Below are 20841 nucleotides of genomic sequence, written 5' to 3'. Positions count from 1 at the left end.
GGCTGTTACGGACTGCAGCGAAGTCAGCGGCCCTGCGGAGGAGCAGGACGCTGAAGGCGACGAGGTGCAATCCGGCCAAAGTGGCTGGCAGGCGCTCGTAGTCGCGAGTCAATCGGCGGAAGCGGGCCATCCAAGCGAAGGCACGCTCGACGACCCATCTGCGTGGCAGCAGCACGAAACCGCGCTTGGCCTCGGGTAGCTTCACAACCTCCATAGCGATGCCGTGATCGGCTGCTGCCTTCGCCGCACGCTCTCCTGTGTAGCCCTGATCGACATAGGCGAGGTTCACGCTGTCGCCGGTCGCCTCCTGCACGGCATCAGCCAACCTCGCCACGGCGGCGCGGTCGTCGGCATTGGCGGGCGTGACGTGCAACGCCAGCACCTGCCCGAGCGTATCGACGGCCGCGTGCAGTTTCGATCCCCGGGTGCGCTTATGGCCGTCCCAAGCGGCGCGGGCCCCACTCTCGGGCGTCGAGCGCAGCGTCCGGCTGTCGAGGACCACGGCCGAAGGTTCCTCGGTCCGGCCCTAAGCCAGGCGCAGCACGGCGCGCAGGTCGTGGACCAAGGTCTCGAAGCAGCCCGCCCTCAGCCAGCGTTGGGCTTGATCGTACACCGCGTGCCAGGGCGGCAGATCGTGGGGCATCGCACGCCAAGCCACGCCGTATCGCACCACGTAGCGCAGCCCGTTGAACACCTCCCGCAGATTGTGATCGCGCTGAGCGGCCGTTTCGGGAAGTAAGGTCAGGTAGGGGGCGACCAGCGCCCATTCTTCATCGCTGACATCGGACGGATAGGCACGGCGGGACTGCATCCTGCCAAAACTGGCGCAGCCGCAGGTTCGTAACAGCCTCTAGCACTACCTGGGCACTTTGAGGTCAGACGGCAGCCGGAAGCGGCGGCGACAGTGCGGGCATCGCACCGGTGGGATGAGGCCGACGAACAGGCGGCCGATGATGGCCTGCCGCACGGCGGGCAGGCTCGGAGACGGTGGCGGTCCCGGTAGGCCAGCCACCTTTTTTTCCCCCATCCGTCCGGTCGGGCCCAGCCAGGCGCAGGTGCTGCAGGTAGGCGCAGGCGATGCACGTCATCAGCGCGTGCCGGTGCAGGCCAGTCCAGGAGCGGCCCTCGAAGTGGTCGAGGCCCAGTTCCTCCTTCAACTGCTGGTGGCCCTGCTCGCACACCCAGCGCGCCTTGATTGTGCCGGCCAGGGCGCGCCGGGTCGTGCGGGGCGGCAGGTTCGAGAGGTAGTACTTGCGCTCGCCCGAGGCGCGCCACTCGCCCACCAACCAGACCTCGGCGCCCGGCAGATGGCGGTTGTTGCCCCAGATCGGACCGTCGCCCACCCGCACGCGGGTCATGGCAAACCGGGCCGCGAGCGCGCCCTTCGTGCCCTGCCGCCACGCCACGCGCCGCCACGGCAGCGCAGCGAGAACCGCCTCGGCCTCCTGCGGCTCCTGATCCGGCACGGGTCTGCGCGCCCTCCCGCCCGGCTCCACCAGCCGCACGTCGGGATCGTAGACCTTCTGGTTCTTGGCGATCCCCACCGCCCAGGTCAGCCCGCGCGCGTCGAGGCCATGCCGAAACACGGCGCTACAGCCGTAGCCGGCATCGGCCAGTACCACACCGAAGCGGACGCCTTCGGCCTGCAGGCGGTCGAGTTCGGCAAGCGCGATCTCGCCCTTGCTTTGCGGCACCACCGCCGCCTCGGGCACACCTGCCCGCTGACACCGCTTCGGGTTGGCGACCCACTCCTCCGGCAGGAACAGGTGCAGGCAAACCGGGACGGGCACCTCGCCCCGCGCCAGGGTGAGGGAGACGAGCGACTGGCAGTTGGCCTTCTTGCCGAGGTGCCCGCAGTACTGGCGCGCCACGCCCACCGAGCGCGTGCCCTTCTTCGGCAGCGCCGTATCGTCGATCACCAGGCAGGCGTCGGATCCGCCGACCAGCCGGTCCGCGGTACGGGTGAGTTCCGCCCAGAGCGGGCCGTCGTCCCAGGCCGGGCTGGCGATGAAGTGCTGCAGTTGGTCGTGACCTGGCAGCCCGAGACGGGCGGCCATCGGCTGCAGGCTCTTGCGATCCCCGGGGCCGAGCAGGCCGCGCAGGTACAGCGGAGCCCAGGTCCGCCGCGTCTTGCGCCCCATCGCCGCCAGGAAAGGCACCAGCCACGCATCGAGATCCTGCCCCGACGGTCTCTCGGCCATGTCCGTCTCCCGCAGTGCCGCCGCTGCAGGATCAGAACGCCCAACGCCCTCCAAAGTGCCCAGGTAGTGCTAGCCGATGTCTGCTTCGGAGATGCCGCCGACCGGCAGCTAATGGCCGTAGTGGGCGCCAAGCGGAACGATTGCTCCTGCGCGCATTTGTGGGTCGGCGTGACGTGGTCTGGCCGAAACCTGCCATTCCGCTTCGGAATGCCGCCGCCCGAAATGCGGACATTCTCCTTGCCCGACTGCGACCCACTGGCACGCGTAGGATCATGCGAGAACGTAGCCCGTAGGCGAAGGGCAGCTTCGGAGCTTCTGTCCAGATAGGTCGTCTTCACCCGCGGCCGACCTGATCACGATTACGCTCCCGAAGTTGTAGCCGAGACAGCGCAGGGAATCCTCCATCAGCTACGCGTCCACGCAGCATGCACGGCTCCAGTTGCCGTATCCGGCTTCGCCGCTCCGATAAAGATCACGACCGGGCTATGGGAATCGCGCCGGGGGTCATAGAAATCGAGCAGGCCGGGATGGAGGCGCTGGATGAAATCCGGTTGCCGCCCGCTCCGACGCAGCAGGTGGTCGATGACGACCTGATCGCCATGCACCGCGTTCGGCACGGGGCCGCAGGATCCTGGGCTCATCCAGCGGTCGGGGTCGGCCGCGAAGGTCGTGTAAAGCGATGCGAGCTCGTCCCCGGACCAGCGCAGCAGCGCACTGGAGAGGCGCCCCGCGTGGAAAAAGTCCTCCATCGCGGCGAGGCCGGGCTCGGCGAGGGCATCGGCTGGGCCGGTCAGCACCGTATCAAGGTCGCACAGGAGGGTCGGACCCGTGCTGAGACCGGGCCGGAACGCCTCCATCTTCGCCCACCAGGCCGACCAAGCGTGCCGGAGCGGGATCGTCTCCACGCCCGCGACGGCCACTGGCAGGTCCGTAAGACAGACGATCCGTTCGAAAGCCGGGGCATGACGGCGGATGCCGCCTGCGAGGCGGGCGACCCAGGTGGCGTCGTAGCGCCCGCCGCCCTTCAGGACGGTGATCAGCGTGGTCATGACGTTATTGCTCGGTCAGAGATGGTGGATGCACACGGATGCGTCCGGCCGCCTCAGCCTCGGCGAACCATGCGCGCTCGGCCGCCCAGGGATGACCGGGCCAGCCGTCGAAACCAAAGCCGAAGACCTGCGCCGGTCCTGCACCCGCCGGGCGGCCGAGCAGCAGCGCGAGCGTCACGAGGAAGCCGGTGCTCGGGTTCGGGTGTCCCGCCGTGCGCGGGCCGAGCAGGGCGTGAGCCTGCTGGTGCAGCGTCTCGGGCAGGAGGAGGACCGGGCGGCCCAACGGACGCAGCCGCGCCAGAAGCTCGCGGGTCCAGCAGATCGGCTCGGGGACGTTGTGCTCCGCCGGCAGCATCGGGAAGGGCAGGATGAAGGCCTGCGCGGCGCGGACCACCGGGCGCTCGAGGAAGCGCCGGTCCGCCAGCCATTCCCGCGGCTGGCCGCCGCGGTTGACCAGGGCGAGATGCGTGACGCGGTGGCCGGTGCCGCCGCCGAAGCCGAGCGCGTTGTTGAAGCGGACCACGCTGTCCGCCGCATCGATCGCGGCTGCGCACGCACCCGCTCCGGGCGCGTTGCCCACGATGGCGAGGGACCCGTCGGCTGGTAGGCCGGCGCGTCCGGCAGGGAGGGAGTCGACGTCCGGGATCACGTGCGGCAGGGGTTATGGGAACCGCGGAGGTAAGGCGCGGGCCCGACGCATCCAGGCCCCTCTGCTGGATCGCGGGCGTCGGAGATGGGATCATGCGCCGGTGTTTCGTCTGTGCCGCCGCCATGATCGGGCCGAGCGACCGGACCCTGTCCTATCCGGGCGGCGCGCGCCGCGCCTTCCCGCTGGCCTGCAACGCCTGCGGGGTCCTGCTCGCGCACGGCGCGGCCCCGGAGGCCTGCCGCGCGCATCTGGCCCGAAGCCTCGCCGGTCCCGTCTTCGCGCCCGACCTGGAGGCGCCCTACGGCCTCGACCTCTATACCCTGCGTAGCGCCGCGACCCGTTGGCGGCTCGGCGTCCGTCCCCGCGACGCGGCCGGCCGCGCGGAACTCCGACACCCCCACGGTACCCGGGCGGCCGACGCTGAGCTGTTCGCCCTCGAAGCCGCCGACCGGCGCCCGGTGTCCCTCGGTCTCCTCTGCCGTCCGGCGGACCGGGACGCCGTCCTGGCCTCGCTGCCGGCGCAGGCTGGCTGGACGGACGACGTCGCGATCTTGATCGACGGGCCGGCGCGGGCGGCGGTGCCGGTCCCGGTCGCGGGCTTCGCCGCGGGGGCGGTGCGCGTGGCCGCCCGCCCCCTGGACGGGGATTTCGCCGCGCAGCGCAATGCTCTCCAGGGCCTCGCCCGCCACGGCTGGATGCTGCAGCTCGACGCCGACGAGGCGCTCGGCCCGGCGACCGGCCGCTTGCTGCCCGCCCTGGCGGCCCTGGCCGAGGCGGAGGCTGTCGTCTCGATCGGCCTCGCCCGGGCGAACCGGGTCGACGGCGTCCTCTCGGACGTGTTCCCGGATGTCCAGTATCGGTTGAACCGCACCCATCTGGTCTACGCCGGCCGCGTCCATGAGCGCCCGGTTCTCGACCGTGGCTGGCCCGGGAGCCTCATCGCCCTGCACGGCGGCATCGAGCATCGCCTGAGCGCGGCCCATGTCCGGGCACGGTCGCGGCGCTACGAGGCGCTCGATCCCGGGCGCGGACGTCCGGAGGAAGAGGCCGCGTTGCTGCGCCCCTACGCAGACTGACGGGTCGGAGCGGACCGGATCTGCCGCGGCTGCACGATCAGCCGCCCCGCGCCGCCGTGATCGCCCGTTCGTAGAGCGCCAGGGTCTCGCGCCCGAGGCTCGCCCGGCTGAAGCGCCCGGCCGCCGCCAGGGCGCGGGCGCGATAGGCGCGGCGCAGGTCCGGATCGGTGAGGAGCGGACGCAGGGCGTCGGCGAGGGCCGGCCCGGTCGCGGCCGCGGCCAGGGGGCCGGCGCCGGGCACGCCGACGAAGGCGCGGGCGCTCGCATCCTCGGCGCAGGCCACGACCGGCCGGCCGTAGGCGAGCGCTTCCTGGTAGACGAGGCCGAAACTCTCGTAGCGCGAGGGCGCCAGCACCGCGTGAGACTCGGCGTAGGCCGCCGACAGCGCCCGGCCGTCGATCCGGCCCCGGGCCCGGATGTGCGGCCGCGCCACATCGGGCAGATCGGCCGGGAGATCGTCCGGCGGCACCCCAACGAGGTCGAGCCGGAAGGCGGGCAGCGCGCCCCTCGCCCACTCGGCACCGAGGATCGCGACCGCGCCGAGAAGGGCATCGAACCCCTTCCGCGCCTCCGCCCGCCCGACGAAGAGCAGGCGGATCGGTTCCGCCGCCTCCGGATAGGGGGCGCCACTCGCGGCCTCGGCGACCTCGGGGGGCAGGCTGAGACCGATCACCGCCTCGGGCTGCCGCCCGGTCAGCCCGTAGCAACGGGCGATCACCCCCGCATGCGTCGCGGTGTTTGCGATGAGCCCAGCGCTCGCCTGAGCCTGCCGACGCTCCAGGCGGTCAGCCGTCCAGCCGTCGAGGCGGTTCCGCAGGCTGCCGGCCGGGTCACGGGTGAAGGCGGCCGGCGTGGAGCTGCGGGTCACCAGCGGCAGATCCCGCCGGTCGGCGAGCAGGGCAGCCGGCGCATACCAATTGGTCGCCTCGATCACGGCGAAGGGCCCTCGGCGATGCGCCTCGAGCACGGCACGCCGGAAGGCGAGCGGGGCGGCGAGATGGCCGGCGGAGCCCCAGAGGCGCAGGCGCGCGAGGGAGCTGCCAGGCGCCAGGGCGAGCCCCGACACGGTGACGCCGCCGATCCGTTCGTGTCCGGTCCGGTCGAGGGTGAACACCGTCACCTCCGCGCCTGCCTGCGCAAGGCTCTCGGCGATCTCTCGGGCCGCGGTGGAGAGCCCGCTCGGCGATGGCGGGTAGTCCCAGGCCAGGAAGGCGGTGCGCATCAGGCTGCGCGCAGGCGGTAGTAGAGGGCGAGGTAATCCCGGGCCATGCGTTCGGCGGTGAAGCGCTCCTCGAACCGGCGGCGGATCGCGGCGCGGTCGAGCTGCCCGATCCGGGCGAGGGCCGCGACCGCCTCGGCTTCGCTGGAGACGATGAAGCCCGTCACCCCGTCCTCGACGATCTCGGGAACCGAGCCGCGGTTCCAGGCGACCACCGGAGTGCCGCAGGCCATCGCCTCGATCATCACGAGGCCGAAGGGCTCGGGCCAGTCGATCGGGAACAGGAGCGCCCGGGCGCCGCCCAGGAGCTCGCCCTTCCGGGTATCGTCGACGGGCCCGAGATAGGTCGCGTCGACGCTCAGCAGGGGACGCACGCAGCGGTCGAAATAGTCCGGGTTGCCGACATCGATCGTGCCGCCGAGCCGGATCGGCAGACCGGCGGCGCGGGCGACCCGGATCGCCACGTCGGGCCGCTTCTGGTCGGTCATGCGACCCACGAAGGCGACATGGTCGTCCGGCGCGGCGCGGAAGGCGTAGCGCGCCCGGTCAATGCCGTGATGGACGATGCCGGCCAGGTTCACGGCCGGGATGCCGGTCGCCTGCGCGGCCGAGATCGCCGCGACGGGCAGGTCGGGAAAACCCTGGAAGAACAAGGCCCGGTCGAGCTCGTCGACCCGCCAGTGGATGGTGGTCAGGCTGCGTCGGCGCCGCGCGCCCAGCAGCGCCGCGTGGGCGAATTCGCTGTGGCAATGGACGATGTCGAAATCGTCGAGCCGCTGCCGCAGGTCCTCCAGCTGCAGAGCCTCCAGGGCGGCGGGCACCCCGGGTGCGACGCGCCCGTGTTGCCGTTCCAGCGCCGCGAGACTCGGGTAATTGCCGACGCGCGGTAAGTCTGTCGCACTGTCCGATGGGGCGAATAATGTTAGTTCCACACCCAAGCTTCGTAGCGCCGTGCTGAGATCGTGCACAACCCGCTCGGTGCCGCCGTGATGGTCTGGGGGAACGGGAAAAATGTTCGGAGCGACCTGCGCGACGCGAAGCACGGCAACCTCTTTACATATGTTAAGCCGGGGCGCGGCGTTCGCTTTACATAAGTTAAGCGTTCTGCGGCGCGCGAGAGCCGCAGCGCACGCCTGATGTTTGTCCTGCATATCGCCCTGCAGGGCTGCCTGCGCGGCGACGGCGTCGTCTACGGGCTCACCGCCGACACGGGCGGCCATATCCGCTACCTGCTCGATCTGGTCTCGGCCTCGGTGCAGGACCGCGATCTCACGCGGATCGTGGTGGCGACCCGTCTGTTTCGCGGCTCCCTCGGGGCCGCCTACGCCGTGCCCGAAGAGCCGATCGCCGACAAGGTCACGCTCGTGCGGCTCGCGAGCGCGTCCCCGGACTACCGCGCCAAGGAGGCGATGCACGCCGAGGTCGCGTCCTTCGCCGAAAACCTCATCACCTGGATCGCCGCCCAGGCCCGGGCGCCGGATCTCATTCACGCGCATTACGCGGACGCGGCGACGGTGGCGGCCCTGGTGGAAGATCGCCTGGGCATCCCCTTCGTCTTCACGGCCCATTCCCTCGGACGCGTGAAGGCAACGATGCTGGGCACGGCCCCCGTCCGGCCTGATCTCGCCCGCCGGATCGCCGCCGAGGAGGAGGCTGTGGCGCGAGCCCAGCTCGTGATCGCCTCCTCGCGGGACGAGGCGGAGGTGCAGTACGCCGGCTATGCGGCCTACGATCCCGGACGCGTCCGCGTCCTGCCTCCGGGCAGCGACCTCGCCCGCTTCGCCGCGGCCCAGACCCATCCCCGGGTCGACGCGGCGATCGACCGCTTCCTCGACGATCCGGACAGGCCGGCAATCCTGGCGCTCGCCCGGCCGGTGGCGCGCAAGAATCTCGCTGCGCTGGTGCGTGCCTACGGCGAGAGTCGTGCGCTCCAGGCCCACGCCAACCTCGTGATCATCGCCGGGACCCGTGACGACATCGATACCCTCGACGGCGACATGGCCGCGACCATGCGCGACCTCCTCGTCCTGATCGATCGCTACGATCTCTACGGGCGCGTCGCCTACCCGAAGACGCACCGTCCGGAGGACGTTCCGGCGATCTACGCCCATGCCCGGACGCGCGGCGGCCTGTTCGTCAACCCGGCCCTCAACGAGCCCTTCGGCCTGACGCTACTTGAGGCCTCTGCCGCCGGCCTGCCGCTGGTCGCCACCGACAGCGGCGGCCCCAACGACATCGTCGAGACCTGCGGCAACGGGCTCTTGGTCGATCCACGCACCCACGGGGCGATCGCGGAGGCGTGCCTGCGGATCCTGGGCGATCCGGTCCTCTACGCACGCTGCGTGGCTGGCGGCGCCCGGGCGGCTGCAGCCTACGACTGGGACCGGCACGCCGCCCGCTATCACGTCCTGCTGCGCGCGCTGCTGTCCCCGGAGCCGCCCACCCAGACACCCCGGCAGCTGCTCGTCTGCGACATCGATAACACGCTGGTCGGCTGCGATGCGGCCATGGGAATCTTCCGCCGGTGGCGCAGCCGGCAGGCGGGGCTCGCCTTCGGCGTCGCAACCGGCCGGTCCTTCCACAGCGCGATGGCCGTGCTGGAGCAACAGGACAGCCCCCGGCCCCAGGTAATGATCACCTCGGTGGGATCCGAAATTTACCACCTCGACGCCAACGGCGTGACATACACGGCAGACGCCGCGTGGCGCCGGATCATAGAGCCCGGCTGGGATCGGCCCGCCGTGCAGGCAGCGCTCGACAGGCTTGATGGGCTGAGCCCCCAGGGTCCTCTGGAGCAGCGGGCCCTGAAGCTGAGCTATTTCGGTGACACCGAGACCGAACGGCGCGTCCGCGCGCGTCTGGCAGAGGCCGGTATCGCCGCGCGTGTGATTCACAGTCATGGACGGTATCTCGACGTCCTGCCCGAGGCCGCCTCGAAGGGCACTGCCGTGGACCACGTCCGGGCCCTGTACGACCTGCCGGAGCACGCCGTGTTCGTGGCCGGCGATTCCGGCAACGACATCGAGATGCTCGGCGCCCGCGTGCAGGCGATCATCGTGGCGAACTATTCCGACGACCTCGCCAGCCATGCCGCCCTGAAGCACTCCTACGTGTCCCGTCGGACCCACGCCCGGGGCATCATTGAAGGGGTCTCGCACTTCCGCCGGATGCTCGCCGATGCCGGCTGAGCACGAGGGGGGGCCGGCTCCCAGCGTCCTGACCCTGGTCCGCGGCCGGGCCGACCGCCTCCGTAACCTGATGCAGGGTCTCGCCCGCCAGACGCTGCCCCCGCGAGAGCTGGTGATCGCCTGGATGCAGTCGGATCGTGCGCCGGACCTGCCCGATCCCGGCTGCCCGATCCGGCACCTCCACGTGCCGGGCGAGCCGATGCCGCTGGCCGCCGCGCGCAACCGGGCCGCCGAGGCAGCGTGCGCTGAACTCCTCGTCTTCCTCGACGTGGATTGCATCCCGTCGCCGACTTTGACGGACGCCTATGCGCGGGCCGGCGCTACGGCGCAGGGGCTGTTGCTCGGCGAGGTCCTCTACCTTCCGCCGGGGGCGGGCACCGGCGATTGCAAGCCGGCGGTACTCGACCGCCTCGGCCGAGCCCATCCGGCCCGGCCTGCCTTGCCCAAAAACGGCCTGCGGCCGGAACCCGATGCAGGCCAGCTCTGGGGCCTGTCCTTCGCCTTACCGGCCGCGGTTTGGCGCACGGCCGGCGGCATGGACGAGGCTTTCGTCGGCTACGGCGGTGAGGAGACGGACCTCGCCGCCCGGCTTGCCGCCGCCGGGCTGCCGGTCTTCTGGGTCGCGGGGGCTCGCGCCTATCACCAGCACCATCCGGTCCACGTGCCGCCGCTGCAGCATTTCGCGTCGATCCTCGCCAACGCGGCGCGTTTCCGGGCGCGGCACGGGCGCTGGTGCATGACCTACTGGCTCGACCAGTTCCGCGCGGCCGGGCTGATCGACTGGGACGTCGCCGCCCCCGCGATCCGCCTGATCCGCCCGCCGACCGAACCCGAGATCGCCGCGGCCCTGCGGCCCGACGCCCTGTTCTCTTGAGAGCGAGCCCGAACCCACCGTTATGAAGAAGCCGATCGCGTTCTTCGTTCATCATCAGGGCCGCGGCCACGCCAACCGCACGATGGCGGTGGCCGCCGAGTTTGCTCGTGACCGGGCCGTCTCGGTGCTGACCGCCGATCCACGCCTGTTCGACGGCTTCGGCCGCGACATCGAGATCGTGGCGCTGCCCAACATGATCGGCGCCGCCGTGCCGACGGCGCGCCTCTACGCCGAGCCGACGCCCCAGGTGATGCACTGCGTTCCCCTGGGTCTCGACGCGATGCGCCGGACCATGCGGTCGATCCTCGACCATCTCGACGAGCGTGGAATCGGCCTGTTCGTGGTCGATGTCTCGGCGGAGATCGCGCTGCTCGCGCGTATCGCCAGCGTGCCGGCGGTGCAGATCCGCATGCACGGCGACCGGTCCGATATCGGCCATGTCGGCGCCTACGAGGCCTGCGTCGGAATGCTCGCCCCCTTCGACGAGCGCTTGGAGCAAGACGATTACCCGGCACACCTGCGCGCCAAGACCTTCTACAGCGGCGGCCTGTGCACCAGCGTCGACCGGGTGCCGGAGCGCGCGGAGGCCCGCGCCAAGCTCGGCCTCGATCCTGCACGGGAGATCGTGGTGGCGGTGACCGGCGGCGGCGGCAGCGGCACGCCCTTCGCGCCTCTCACGGTCGCGGCCCGCGCCGAACCCGACGCCCTGTGGCTCACCCTCGGGCCGACCCACCGCGAGGGCCACGAGACCGACTTTTCGAATCTGCGCGAACTCGGCTGGGTGTCCTCGGTCACCGACTACCTCGCCGCCGCCGACATCGTGATCGCCTCGGCGGGCGACAACACGGTCCACGAGGTCGCCCGGGTCGGCGGTCGCCTGATCGTGATGCCAGAATGGCGCTACTTCGCCGAGCAGACCCGCAAGGCCGAGGCCCTGGTCCGTCTTGGCGCCGCCGTGCAGGCGCCCGCCTGGCCGGGTGATCTCCAGGGCTGGCGGGACCTCCTCGCCCGCGCCCGCGCCCTCGATGGGGCTGCCCTGCGGAGCCTCTACGCCCCCGACGCCGCTGCCCGCGCCGCCGGCTGGCTCGAAGGGCTGACCGACGCGCTCTGGGATTGCGGACCGGCCGGCGCCGAAACCGTCCCGCTTCCAGGCATCGCCGCCGAGTGACCGCCGCCGTCTCCCCAACCCAACCGGAGCCCGATCGCCTTATGTCCACCGTCTCCGTGGTGACCCTCGCGAAGGGCCGGCCGGCGCATCTGCGCAACGTGCTCCGCGGCCTGGAGCGCCAGACGCAGCCCCCCGCCGCCTTCATCGTCGCGGTGATGCAGGAGACGCCCTACGACCTCCCCGAGGTCGGCTTCCCGGTGCATCAGATTCCGGTGCGGGGCCGCGAGTTGCCGCTGGCGGCGGCGCGCAACCGCGGCGTGGCGGCGGTCGACAGCGACGCCGTGGTCTTCCTCGACGTCGATTGCATCCCGGCGCCCGACCTCATCGCCGACTACGCGCGGGGGCTCTCCGAACTCGACGGGCTGCTGATGGGCGAGGTGCTGCATCTGCCCGAGCGCGCCACGCTGGGGACCTGGGACTATGCCGGCCTCGATGCCGTGGCGGAGCGGCATTCCGACCGCCGCGGGCCCCCGGCCTCCGGCATCGAGATCTGCAACGATTACCGCTGCTTCTGGTCGCTCAACTTCGCGATCCGGCGGGCGACCTTCCTGGCGACCGGCGGCTTCGACGAGCGCTACACCGGCTACGGCGGCGAGGACACCGACTTCGGCAAGCTCCTCGACCGAAGCGGCATCCCGATCGCCTGGATCAAGGGCGCGCGCGCCTATCACCAGTACCACCCGCACCACATGCCGCCGGTCCATCACCTCGAGAGTGTGGTGCGCAACGCCGAATTGTTCGAGGCCAAGTGGGGCTACCGCACCATGGGCCACTGGCTCTACGCCTTCAAAGTGATGGGCCTGATCGACGACACGCCCGACCGGCCGATCCGCATCCTGCGCCGGCCCGACGCCGCCGACCTCGCGCTGACTGGTCAGCTGGGCCACCAGCCCTACACCAACTCGGCGTCGGTGATCCGCGCCATCGAGGCCCGGACGGATGCCGGGGCCGCCGCGAATGCGCCGGCGCCGGTGACGGCGTGAGGATCGCGCTCCTTGCCCATCTCCGCCATCCGATCGCTCCGCCCTTCGCGGGGGGCCTCGAAGCCTATACGTGGAGCCTCGCGGACGGTCTCGCCGCCCGGGGCCACAGCGTCGCCCTGTTCGCCTCCGGCGACAGCGACGCGCGCTTCGCCCTGGATCCTGTGATCCCGGTCCACCACGAGCGGAGCCATGCCGGCCTGGAGCACCGGGGCGATGCGGGCCTGAAGGCTCATCTCGACGACGGCTACGCTTCCGCCTGCGACCGGATCGCTGCCGGGGGCTTCGATGTGCTGCACAACAACAGCCTGAGCCGTCTGCCCCTGGAGAAACGGCGCACCGCCGCGACGCCCACCGTCACGTCGCTGCACGTACCGCCCTACGACGCCCTGCACTGGTTCGTGCAGGCGAGCCCCGCCCCGGGACACCGGATCACCGCGCCCTCCCGGGCGCATCTCGACGCGTGGTGGCCGGACGGGGCGCCCCCGGAGGCCTCGGTGCTTCACAACGGCATCGATCCCGCCGCCTGGCCGTATCGTCCGGACGGCGACGGCAGCGCCGTCTGGTGCGCGCGGATCACGCCCGACAAGGGCGCGCAGCACGCGATCGGGGCGGCGCGCCAAGCCGGCCTGCCCCTGACCCTGTTCGGTCCGATCGAGGAGCCGGATTACTGGGCGGCCCAGGTCGCGCCGTTGCTCGGCGGCTCGATCCGCTACGGCGGCCAGCTCAGCGGGACGGCCCTGGCCGCGGAGGTCGGCCGCGCCTCCGTGTTCCTGGCCACACCGTGCTGGGACGAGCCGTTCGGGCTGGCGGCGATTGAGGCGATGGCCTGCGGCCTGCCGGTCGCCGGCTTCGCCCGGGGCGCCGTTTCGGAGGTCGTCGGCGAAGCCGGATCCCTCGCGGCACCAGGGGACCAAGCGGGTCTTGCCCGTGCCATCGGCGCGGCGCTCGTGATCCCGCGGCCGATCCCGCGCGCGCGTGTCCTGCGCCTGTTCACCCGCGCATGCTGGCTCGACCGATGCGAGGCACTCTACGCGCAGGCCCGCGCCGTTCGATGACCCCACTGCTCTTCCTGGATGTCTGCCCCTCCTGGGCCTTCCAACACCCTCAAATCAGAGTGCCATGACCCGTCAGGACCTGATCGCCGCCCTGTGGCACGGCCGCGACCCCTTCGCGGATCCCCCGGCGGACCTACGCGCCGGCGACCTTCAAGGCTGGCGCAGCATCCACCCCTATCTCGAAGAGGCGGTGATCGAATTCCAACCCCGCGTCACCGTCGAAATCGGGACATGGAAGGGAGCCAGCGCCCTTTTTCTCGCGCGATCCATGGTCGAGCACAACGTCACCGGCACCGTGATCGCGGTCGATACGTGGCTCGGAGCCGTCGATCACTGGGCGGACGAGGCGCTGTTCGCGGAACTCGCCACCGAGCATGGCTATCCGAGCCTCTACCGGACCTTCCTGGCCAATGTGGTGCGTGAAGGCATGACGGACCACATCGTGCCGTTGCCGCTCGACTCGGTGAATGCCGCGGAACTCCTGCGTCTGCGCGGTGTGACCGCCGACGTCATTCATCTCGATGCCGGGCACGAGGAGACGTCTGTCGCGGCGGACCTGCGCGCCTGGTGGCCGGTCCTGCGGCCTGGAGGCCTCCTGATCGCCGACGATTACGACCGCTTGGGCGGCCGCTTCCCGGGTGTGACCCGGGCGGTCGATGCGTTCTGCGCCGAAGTCGGGGCGCGGGGGCCGTGGTCGCTGCAGGGCAAGTGCAAGTTCACCAAGCCGAATGAGGGCTAATCAAGTGCTTCGCCTGTGCGCCGGCGACGAGGATCTGGTCGGAACGCTGACGACCTCGGGCGTCCATCTCATGACAGGCGGCTGAACTTGGCGTCTTTCCACCCGGACCTTTCCATGAAACGCGGCATTGAGGGGAGATGACCCATGCCTCCTCGAACGCTGCGCCCTGTGCTCTCGTCGTCGACGACGACGGCATGGTCCGCATGGCTGCAATCGACATCTTGGAGGAAGCGGGGTTTGCGACCTTTGCGGCCGCATCCGGTGATAAGGCGTTGCTCGTGCTCGAAGAACACCACGCGTGCATCGTGCTGCTGTTCACCGACGTGCAGATGCCGGGCGTACACGATGGCTTCGCTCTCGCTCGCAAGGTTGCGCGCGCCTATCCTTACATCTCGATCGTCGTTGCGTCGGGGCAGGCCAAGCCCGGACCGAACGATCTGCCGGACGGAGCGCGCTTCATCGGAAAGCCGTTCAGCGTGGACATCGTGCATCACCACCTGCGCGAGGTTCTGCCGGACGAGCAGAAGCCCGAGCCGCTGCGCAACGAGAACCGCGCCTGAGAGGCGCGATCATATCTTTGGTCAGCACTCGCAGCTACGCAAGCATGCACGCAAAATGACTGTCAGCACCCCAAACGGACCCGGCGGCGCTGTCTGCTTCGATGCATTCGCCGTCCAGAAGCGGACGGGCCGGACACCACTCCGAGCGGACAGTCTGATAGCGACCCCACCCAGTCGTCCAATGCCGCCTGAGCAGGCCCGGTCAGCAGACGTGCAAATGCTGGGACGTCGAAGCCGATCCTGCGGTAGGCGACGCGCCGGACATCGTTGGGATATTGCAACGCACCACCCCGCTGATGTACGAGGGCGGTATAGGACAGGACCCGGTGAAAGCCCGGGTGGCTCTTCCGGCCGCCGATCCGCCGGACCACGCAATCGACGGCGACTGTGTCACGGACTTCCGCGGGGGCCGACCTGCCGTCTTGCGCCTCCCGCACGGGTTTGCAGACGCTTCGCGTGCCGGGACGATGAAAGTCCCTATCCAACATGAACTTCGCACATCTCTGGAGCGAATGGGTTCCGAACACCGTCACGCGTGAATTATTGGCCGGCGCGGTGGTCGCCCTGGCCCTCATTCCAGAAGCCATCGCCTTCTCGATCATCGCAGGCGTCGACCCCAAGGTCGGCCTCTACGCCTCCTTCTGCATCGCCGTGGTCACCGCCTTCGCCGGTGGCCGGCCGGCGATGATTTCGGCCGCCACCGGCGCCATGGCGCTGCTCATGGTCGAGCTCGTGAAGGCCCACGGGGTGGGCTACCTGTACGCCGCCACCATCCTCACCGGGCTCCTGCAGATCGTCGCCGGGGCCCTGCGCCTGGGCAACCTGATGCGGTTCGTCTCGCGGTCGGTGGTCACCGGTTTCGTCAACGCCTTGGCGATCCTGATCTTCCTGGCGCAGATGCCCGAGCTCCTCGGCCAAGGCACCACGGTCTACGTCATGACCGCCGTTGGCCTCGGCATCATCTACGGGATGCCGTACCTGACCAAGGCCGTGCCATCACCGCTGGTGACCATCGTCCTGCTCACCGCCGTCTCGATGTACCTCGGCCTCGGCATCCACAGGGTCGGCGACATGGGGGCGCTCCCGAGCGAGCTGCCGTGGGTGGCCCTGCCACAGGTGCCGTTCACCCTCGACACGCTGTGGATCATCCTTCCGGTCTCGCTGACCTTGACCATGGTCGGTTTGCTGGAGAGCTTGATGACCGCGGCCATCGTCGACGAGATGACCGACACGACTTCGAACAAGAACCGTGAATGCGCCGGCCAGGGCGTCGCCAACATCGCTTCCGGGTTCCTCGGCGGCATGGCCGGCTGCGCCATGATTGGGCAATCGGTCATCAACGTCTCCTCCGGCGGCCGCGGGCGCCTCTCGACCCTATTCTCCGGTGTGTTCCTGCTGTTCCTCATCGTGGTGCTCGGGCCTTACGTGGCGCAGATCCCGATGGCGTCGCTCGTGGCCGTGATGATCATGGTCTCCATCAACACCTTCCAGTGGAAATCCCTGCGCACGCTGGTCACCCATCCGAAGGCGTCGAGCGTGGTCATGCTCGGCACTGTCGCGGTGGTGGTCGCTACTCACGACCTCGCCAAGGGTGTGCTGTTCGGCGTAATCTTGAGCGGGCTATTCTTCGCCCACAAGGTCACAAAGTTCTTCGCCGTCCGGTCCTCCCGTAGCGAGGGCGACGTGCGGACCTATCAGGTCATCGGGCAGATATTCTTCGCCACGGCGGAAGCCTTCCACGCCGCCTTCGACTTCCGCGAGGAAGGGCTGACGGGCGTGGTGATCGACCTGCAGGCGGCGCACTTCTGGGACATCTCGGCCATCAACGCCCTCGACCGGGTCGTCCTGAAGCTCCGCCACCATGGCATCACGGTTGACGTCGTCGGCATGAACGAGGCGACAGCCACCATGGTCGAGCGCATTGGCACCCACGACAAGCCTGGGGCGACGTTCGCCGTCGGCGGTCACTAACTCGACGGCAGGCCATCCTCGCATCGCGTTGGCAGTGCGTGAGGATGGCCGCTTTGCGATCAACACGTTCAGAAGCAGTCATGCCGCTTCCCACCCCGAGCAGCCGGTAAGCACCCGATCCAAGTCGGTTGCCGTCGGTGGATTGGAGCATTCTCGGATGCAGACCTAGGTCGCGTCTTTATCGAGAGTGGGTGTCTCCGCAGCACGCAAGTCGTGGCGCTGGTCTAATGCGTAGGCATTGATGATCCCTGCCAGCAGACCGGGAAAGCGTGCCTCCACCTCGATCCAGCGGGAATGGTTGCGCACTTCGACGCCGTGACGTTCGCTGCGGATCAAACCGGCCTCGCGCAGAACCTTGAAGTGGTTGGACAGCGAGGATTTTGGGATGACCCGGTCCCCAACTGCCGAGACTGCCGAGCAGGCCTCGACACAGCCCGCCTGCATGATCTTGGCGAAGATGGCCGCGCGGCTCGGATCGGCGAGCGCGTGCAGGATCGCCGCTGGACGCACGTCCTCGATAGCGGGGTGAAACAGGGGTCTCATATTTCGTCCATATGGGGTCTTGAACGACGCTCCATTAGTTCCGAAGTTCCGAACTATGGGTCTAAGGCTGCCATCCCGGAGCCGGTCCCTGTCGGAGATAGCACACATGTCGAAGCTTGAGGGCAAGGTCGCCGTCGTGACCGGAGCATCCAAAGGCATCGGTGCGGCGATCGCCAGAGCGTTGGCCCAGGATGGCGCCGCTGTGGTGGTGAACTACGCGTCCAGCAGGGCCGGGGCTGACACCGTCGTGGCGGCCATAACCTCGGCCGGCGGAAGGGCCATCGCGGTCCAGGGCGACGTGTCGAAAGCGTCCGAGGCGCAGGGTGTGATCGAGGCGGCGGTGCGGGAGTTCGGGCGGCTCGACGTGCTGGTCAACAACTCCGGCATCTACGAGTTCGCGGCGATCGAAGAGGTCACAGAGGAACACTATCGCCGCCAGTTCGACGTCAACGTGCTCGGCATCCTGCTGTCGACCCAGGCGGCCGTGAAGCATCTTGGCGAAGGCGCGAGCATCGTGAACATCTCTTCGGCGATCACGCACGTGCATACGCCGGCGGCGGCGGTCTACGCGGGCACGAAGGGCGCGGTGAACGCGATCTCGGGCGTCCTCGCCAATGAGTTGGCCCCGCGCAAGATACGCGTGAACGTGGTCAGCCCCGGCTACGTGGTGACCGAAGGGACGCACACGGCCGGCATCTCCGGCTCGGAGATGGAAGCCGGGATGGTCGCACAGACACCTCTCGGCCGCGCCGGCCACCCGGATGACATCGCGGGCGTCGTGACGTTCCTCGCGTCCGATGATGCGCGCTGGCTTACCGGCGAGAACATCACCGCCAGCGGCGGTATTCGCTGAAACACAACGACTAGACCTGCGCGCACGGGCCAGACAGGGGCTGCGCGCAGGAGCGCAACGCAGGACGAGCGGTGTCGAACTACGTCAACCCTTCGATAGCGTCTGCTTTGCTGTCTCTCGCACCGGAAGCAGACCTGCGGCTTTCCACCCAATCCGGTCATTCGGTGCCACACGCCAGCGGGGCTGGACTTGGCCGAAGAACGAACCCGCTGCGCGGGAGGGTGCGTGTGGTGAGGGCGCGGTAGGGTCGGGACCGTCGCGCATCGTTTGAGGCCCGTCGGAGGCGGGTCGAGCATCGAGGCTCCTTCATCCGAGGAGCCCCACGATGCACGATCTTCTCCCCGCCAGCGCGGTCAGCCCCCTGCGCCAGCGCCTGATCGACGACATGAGCCTGCGCCGGTTCTCGCACGAGACCCAGCGCAACTACATCCGCGACGTCGGCCGCCTCGCCACCTTCCTCGGGCGCCGGCCCGACACGGCCACCGCGCAGGACCTGCGCCGCTTCCAGGTCGAGCAGCGCGAGGCCGGCGTGCCGGTGCCGACCCTCAACGCCATCGTCTCGGCATTGCGCTTCTTCTTCACCCACACCCTCGACCGGCCCGACCTCGCGCGCCAGCTCGTCCGGCTCGCCTATCCGCGCACGCTGCCGGTGGTGCTCAGCCGCGACGAGGTCACCCGGCTGCTCGACGCCACCACCTGCCTCAAGCATCAGGCTGCTCTGTCGGTGGCCTATGGCGCCGGCCTGCGCGTGGCCGAGGTCGCAGCGCTCAAAGTCATCGACATCGACAGCGCGCGCATGCTCATCCGGGTCGAGCGCGGCAAGGGCGGACGATACCGCAACGCGCTGCTCCCGGCGGACCTGCTCACCCTGCTGCGCCAGTGGTGGAAGGTCGGACGCCAGCAGGGCGTCATGCAGCGTGACGGCTGGCTGTTCCCGGGCCAGCATCCGATGAAGCCGATCAGCACCCGCCACCTCCACCGCATCGTGGTCGAGGCGGCCCGGGCGGCCGATATCGCCAAGCGGGTCGGCCCGCACACCCTGCGCCACAGCTTCGCCACCCACCTCTTGGAGGACGGCATCGACATCCGGGTGATCCAGGTCTTGCTCGGGCACGCCAAGCTGGAGAACACGGCGTTCTACACCAAGGTCGCCACCCGCACGGTACGCACCGTGACCAGTCCGCTGGACAAGCTGGGTCTGTTCAAGACGGGAGAGATCGCGCCCGGCTGAGACGGTGCGCGCCGCGATCGAGGTCGCCGACGTCTTCCGCGCTGCTGGGCCGGCCTACCGGGCGGCCCAGGCCGGCCACCTGAGCCTGCGGCAGCTCAAGGTCATGGCGGCGATCGAGCACTGCCGCACCGCCGCGCTCGGCGGCCACGTCGAGGGCTGCGGCGACTGCGGCCACCGGCGGATCGCCTACAACTCCTGCCGCAACCGGCACTGCCCCAAATGCCAAGGGGCGGCGGCCCGCACATGGCTGGCCGAGCGCGAGGCCGACCTGCTGCCGGTGGGCTACTTCCACGTCGTGTTCACCCTGCCGACGCAGGTCGCCGACATCGCCCTCCAGAACAAGGCCGCCGTCTACGACCTGCTGTTCCGCGCGGCGTCGGAGACGATGCTGACCATCGCTGCCGATCCCAGGCACCTCGGCGCCCGCATCGGCCTGACCGCCGTGCTGCACACCTGGGGCTCGGCGCTGACGCATCATCCCCACGTCCACATGATCGTGCCCGGCGGCGGCCTCTCGCCTGATGGTGCACGGTGGGTGTCGTCGCGGCCGGCCTTCCTCCTGCCGGTGCGGGTGCTGGGCAAGCTGTTCCGCCGCCTGTTCCTGGTCGGGCTGAGCGCGCTGCACGCGGCCGGACGGCTCGTCTTCTTTGGCGGCCTAGCGCCCCTGGCCGAGCGCCGCGCCTTCCTGCGCCATCTGTCCCCGGCCCGGACGAAGCGCTGGGTCGTCTACGCCAAAGCCCCGTTCGCCGGTCCCGCGGCGGTGCTGGCCTACCTGTCGCGCTACACCCACCGTGTGGCGATCTCGAACAGCCGGCTGATGAGCTTCGATGAGGCCGGCGTCACCTTCCGCATCAAGGACTACCGTCGCGACGGGCCTGAGCGCTACGGCACCCTGACGCTGGGCCCGCACGAGTTTATCCGGCGCTTCCTGCTGCACGTCCTACCCAAGGGCTTCCACCGCATCCGCCACTACGGTCTGCTCGCCAGCGCCGGCCGCCGGGCCAACCTCACCCGTATCCGAGCGCTGCTCGCCGTCCCGCCGCCGGTCATCCCGCCCGAGCCCACGGCGCCGCCCGACTGGCGCTCACCCTGCCGGTGCTGCGGCGGCCGCATGACGGTCGTCGAGACCTTCGGCCGCTTCCTGCAACCGCGCGGTCCGCCGACCGCGTCCGCCCTGACCGGGATGAGAGCACCGTGACCCGGCACGTCGTCAGCCACCATCATGCCGCCGGCCTTCGAGCCGCGGCCGGAGGAGCGTTGCGCCCCGACCGCCTCGACCCGCACTTCCGGCCGCCCGATCCAGACCGAGACCCGCCGGCCATCGCTCCGACCACCCCGTGCTGGCCGTCGGCCTGTCCCGGCGGATCACCCCGCCATCTCCGCCGAGCCCCTCGCCGGCCATCGCGCTCGCCCGCGCCATCAGGCCGGATCGCTCAATCCCCATAGCCGACTGCCTCGGTCCCCGCGGGTTCGTTCCTCGGA

The 20841-nt window shown here is 70.0% G+C and carries 18 protein-coding genes, 1 pseudogene and 1 other annotated feature; of the genes and pseudogenes, 12 read left to right on the top strand and 7 right to left on the bottom strand.

Annotation, left to right across the window (positions count from 1 at the left end):
* Positions 1-28: 28 nt before the first annotated feature.
* From P9K36_RS03400 to P9K36_RS03385, 4 genes and pseudogenes are all read right to left on the bottom strand, one after another.
* Positions 29-811: pseudogene (locus P9K36_RS03400) on the bottom strand (IS5 family transposase); the annotation flags it as partial.
* 64 nt (positions 812-875) lie between these two features.
* On the bottom strand, positions 876-2201 hold the full coding sequence (locus P9K36_RS03395) for an IS701 family transposase (RefSeq protein WP_278306564.1): 1326 nt from the start codon (positions 2199-2201) through the stop codon (positions 876-878).
* Positions 2202-2605: 404 nt separating this feature from the next.
* A complete protein-coding gene (locus P9K36_RS03390; protein WP_043755501.1) occupies positions 2606-3250 on the bottom strand; it encodes a hypothetical protein in 645 nt (214 codons plus the stop codon).
* 4 nt (positions 3251-3254) lie between these two features.
* Positions 3255-3899 carry a hypothetical protein gene (locus P9K36_RS03385; protein WP_043755499.1) on the bottom strand — a complete coding sequence of 215 codons (645 nt, stop codon included), beginning with the start codon at positions 3897-3899 and terminating at the stop codon, positions 3255-3257.
* Positions 3900-3991: 92 nt separating this feature from the next.
* Here P9K36_RS03385 and P9K36_RS03380 point away from each other — a divergent pair, with 92 nt between their 5' ends.
* Complete coding sequence (locus P9K36_RS03380) at positions 3992-4975, top strand: hypothetical protein (RefSeq protein ID WP_111474251.1); 984 nt, start codon at positions 3992-3994, stop codon at positions 4973-4975.
* A 37-nt stretch (positions 4976-5012) separates the two neighbouring features.
* On the opposite strand, the gene P9K36_RS03375 is transcribed toward P9K36_RS03380, so the two are convergent.
* The gene (locus P9K36_RS03375) at positions 5013-6197 is read right to left on the bottom strand and encodes a glycosyltransferase family 4 protein (RefSeq protein ID WP_111474252.1); all 1185 of its coding nucleotides are present in this window, start codon (positions 6195-6197) and stop codon (positions 5013-5015) included.
* Complete coding sequence (locus P9K36_RS03370; RefSeq protein WP_347568048.1) at positions 6197-7237, bottom strand: glycosyltransferase family 4 protein; 1041 nt, start codon at positions 7235-7237, stop codon at positions 6197-6199. The genes P9K36_RS03375 and P9K36_RS03370 overlap by 1 nt, the downstream gene beginning before the upstream one ends.
* 93 nt (positions 7238-7330) lie before the next feature.
* Here P9K36_RS03370 and P9K36_RS03365 point away from each other — a divergent pair, with 93 nt between their 5' ends.
* The 8 genes from P9K36_RS03365 to P9K36_RS03330 all read left to right on the top strand — a co-directional run bounded on the left by P9K36_RS03365 (position 7331) and on the right by P9K36_RS03330 (position 16732).
* The gene (locus P9K36_RS03365; RefSeq protein WP_043352927.1) at positions 7331-9382 is read left to right on the top strand and encodes an HAD-IIB family hydrolase; all 2052 of its coding nucleotides are present in this window, start codon (positions 7331-7333) and stop codon (positions 9380-9382) included.
* Positions 9372-10256 (top strand): galactosyltransferase-related protein, encoded by an 885-nt coding sequence (locus P9K36_RS03360; RefSeq protein ID WP_278306562.1) that lies wholly within the window; start codon positions 9372-9374, stop codon positions 10254-10256. The genes P9K36_RS03365 and P9K36_RS03360 overlap by 11 nt, the downstream gene beginning before the upstream one ends.
* Before the next feature lie 22 nt (positions 10257-10278).
* Positions 10279-11424, top strand: coding sequence for a glycosyltransferase (locus P9K36_RS03355; protein WP_274925829.1), 1146 nt, complete (start codon positions 10279-10281; stop codon positions 11422-11424).
* 41 nt (positions 11425-11465) lie between these two features.
* Positions 11466-12407 (top strand): galactosyltransferase-related protein, encoded by a 942-nt coding sequence (locus P9K36_RS03350; RefSeq protein WP_043755487.1) that lies wholly within the window; start codon positions 11466-11468, stop codon positions 12405-12407.
* A complete protein-coding gene (locus P9K36_RS03345; RefSeq protein ID WP_043755485.1) occupies positions 12404-13462 on the top strand; it encodes a glycosyltransferase in 1059 nt (352 codons plus the stop codon). The genes P9K36_RS03350 and P9K36_RS03345 overlap by 4 nt, the downstream gene beginning before the upstream one ends.
* A 64-nt stretch (positions 13463-13526) precedes the next feature.
* Complete coding sequence (locus tag P9K36_RS03340; RefSeq protein ID WP_043352913.1) at positions 13527-14201, top strand: class I SAM-dependent methyltransferase; 675 nt, start codon at positions 13527-13529, stop codon at positions 14199-14201.
* 137 nt (positions 14202-14338) lie between these two features.
* Positions 14339-14761, top strand: coding sequence for a response regulator (locus tag P9K36_RS03335; protein WP_043755483.1), 423 nt, complete (start codon positions 14339-14341; stop codon positions 14759-14761).
* Between the two features lie 316 nt (positions 14762-15077).
* Positions 15078-15133: a sequence feature (sul1 is cis-regulatory element that is thought to sense ions involved in sulfur or methionine metabolism; They are found in Alphaproteobacteria), on the top strand.
* Positions 15134-15247: 114 nt separating this feature from the next.
* A complete protein-coding gene (locus tag P9K36_RS03330) occupies positions 15248-16732 on the top strand; it encodes a SulP family inorganic anion transporter (RefSeq protein WP_043755535.1) in 1485 nt (494 codons plus the stop codon).
* 165 nt (positions 16733-16897) lie between these two features.
* On the opposite strand, the gene P9K36_RS03325 is transcribed toward P9K36_RS03330, so the two are convergent.
* Positions 16898-17275, bottom strand: a complete 378-nt coding sequence (locus P9K36_RS03325; protein WP_043755533.1) for a helix-turn-helix domain-containing protein — start codon at positions 17273-17275, stop codon at positions 16898-16900.
* Positions 17276-17381: 106 nt separating this feature from the next.
* Between P9K36_RS03325 and P9K36_RS03320 the strand changes: the two genes are divergently transcribed.
* The 3 genes from P9K36_RS03320 to P9K36_RS03310 all read left to right on the top strand — a co-directional run bounded on the left by P9K36_RS03320 (position 17382) and on the right by P9K36_RS03310 (position 20557).
* Positions 17382-18128 carry a glucose 1-dehydrogenase gene (locus P9K36_RS03320; protein WP_043755531.1) on the top strand — a complete coding sequence of 249 codons (747 nt, stop codon included), beginning with the start codon at positions 17382-17384 and terminating at the stop codon, positions 18126-18128.
* 325 nt (positions 18129-18453) lie between these two features.
* On the top strand, positions 18454-19359 hold the full coding sequence (locus P9K36_RS03315) for a tyrosine-type recombinase/integrase (protein WP_179696864.1): 906 nt from the start codon (positions 18454-18456) through the stop codon (positions 19357-19359).
* Between the two features lie 4 nt (positions 19360-19363).
* Positions 19364-20557, top strand: a complete 1194-nt coding sequence (locus P9K36_RS03310; RefSeq protein WP_043388075.1) for an IS91 family transposase — start codon at positions 19364-19366, stop codon at positions 20555-20557.
* Positions 20558-20841: the final 284 nt, after the last annotated feature.

The organism is Methylobacterium sp. 391_Methyba4 (assembly GCF_029691625.1).
GTDB classification, from domain to species: domain Bacteria; phylum Pseudomonadota; class Alphaproteobacteria; order Rhizobiales; family Beijerinckiaceae; genus Methylobacterium; species Methylobacterium fujisawaense.
The sequence above is the reverse complement of the archived record's forward strand: the minus strand, read 5'-3'. Positions and strand labels throughout refer to the sequence as shown.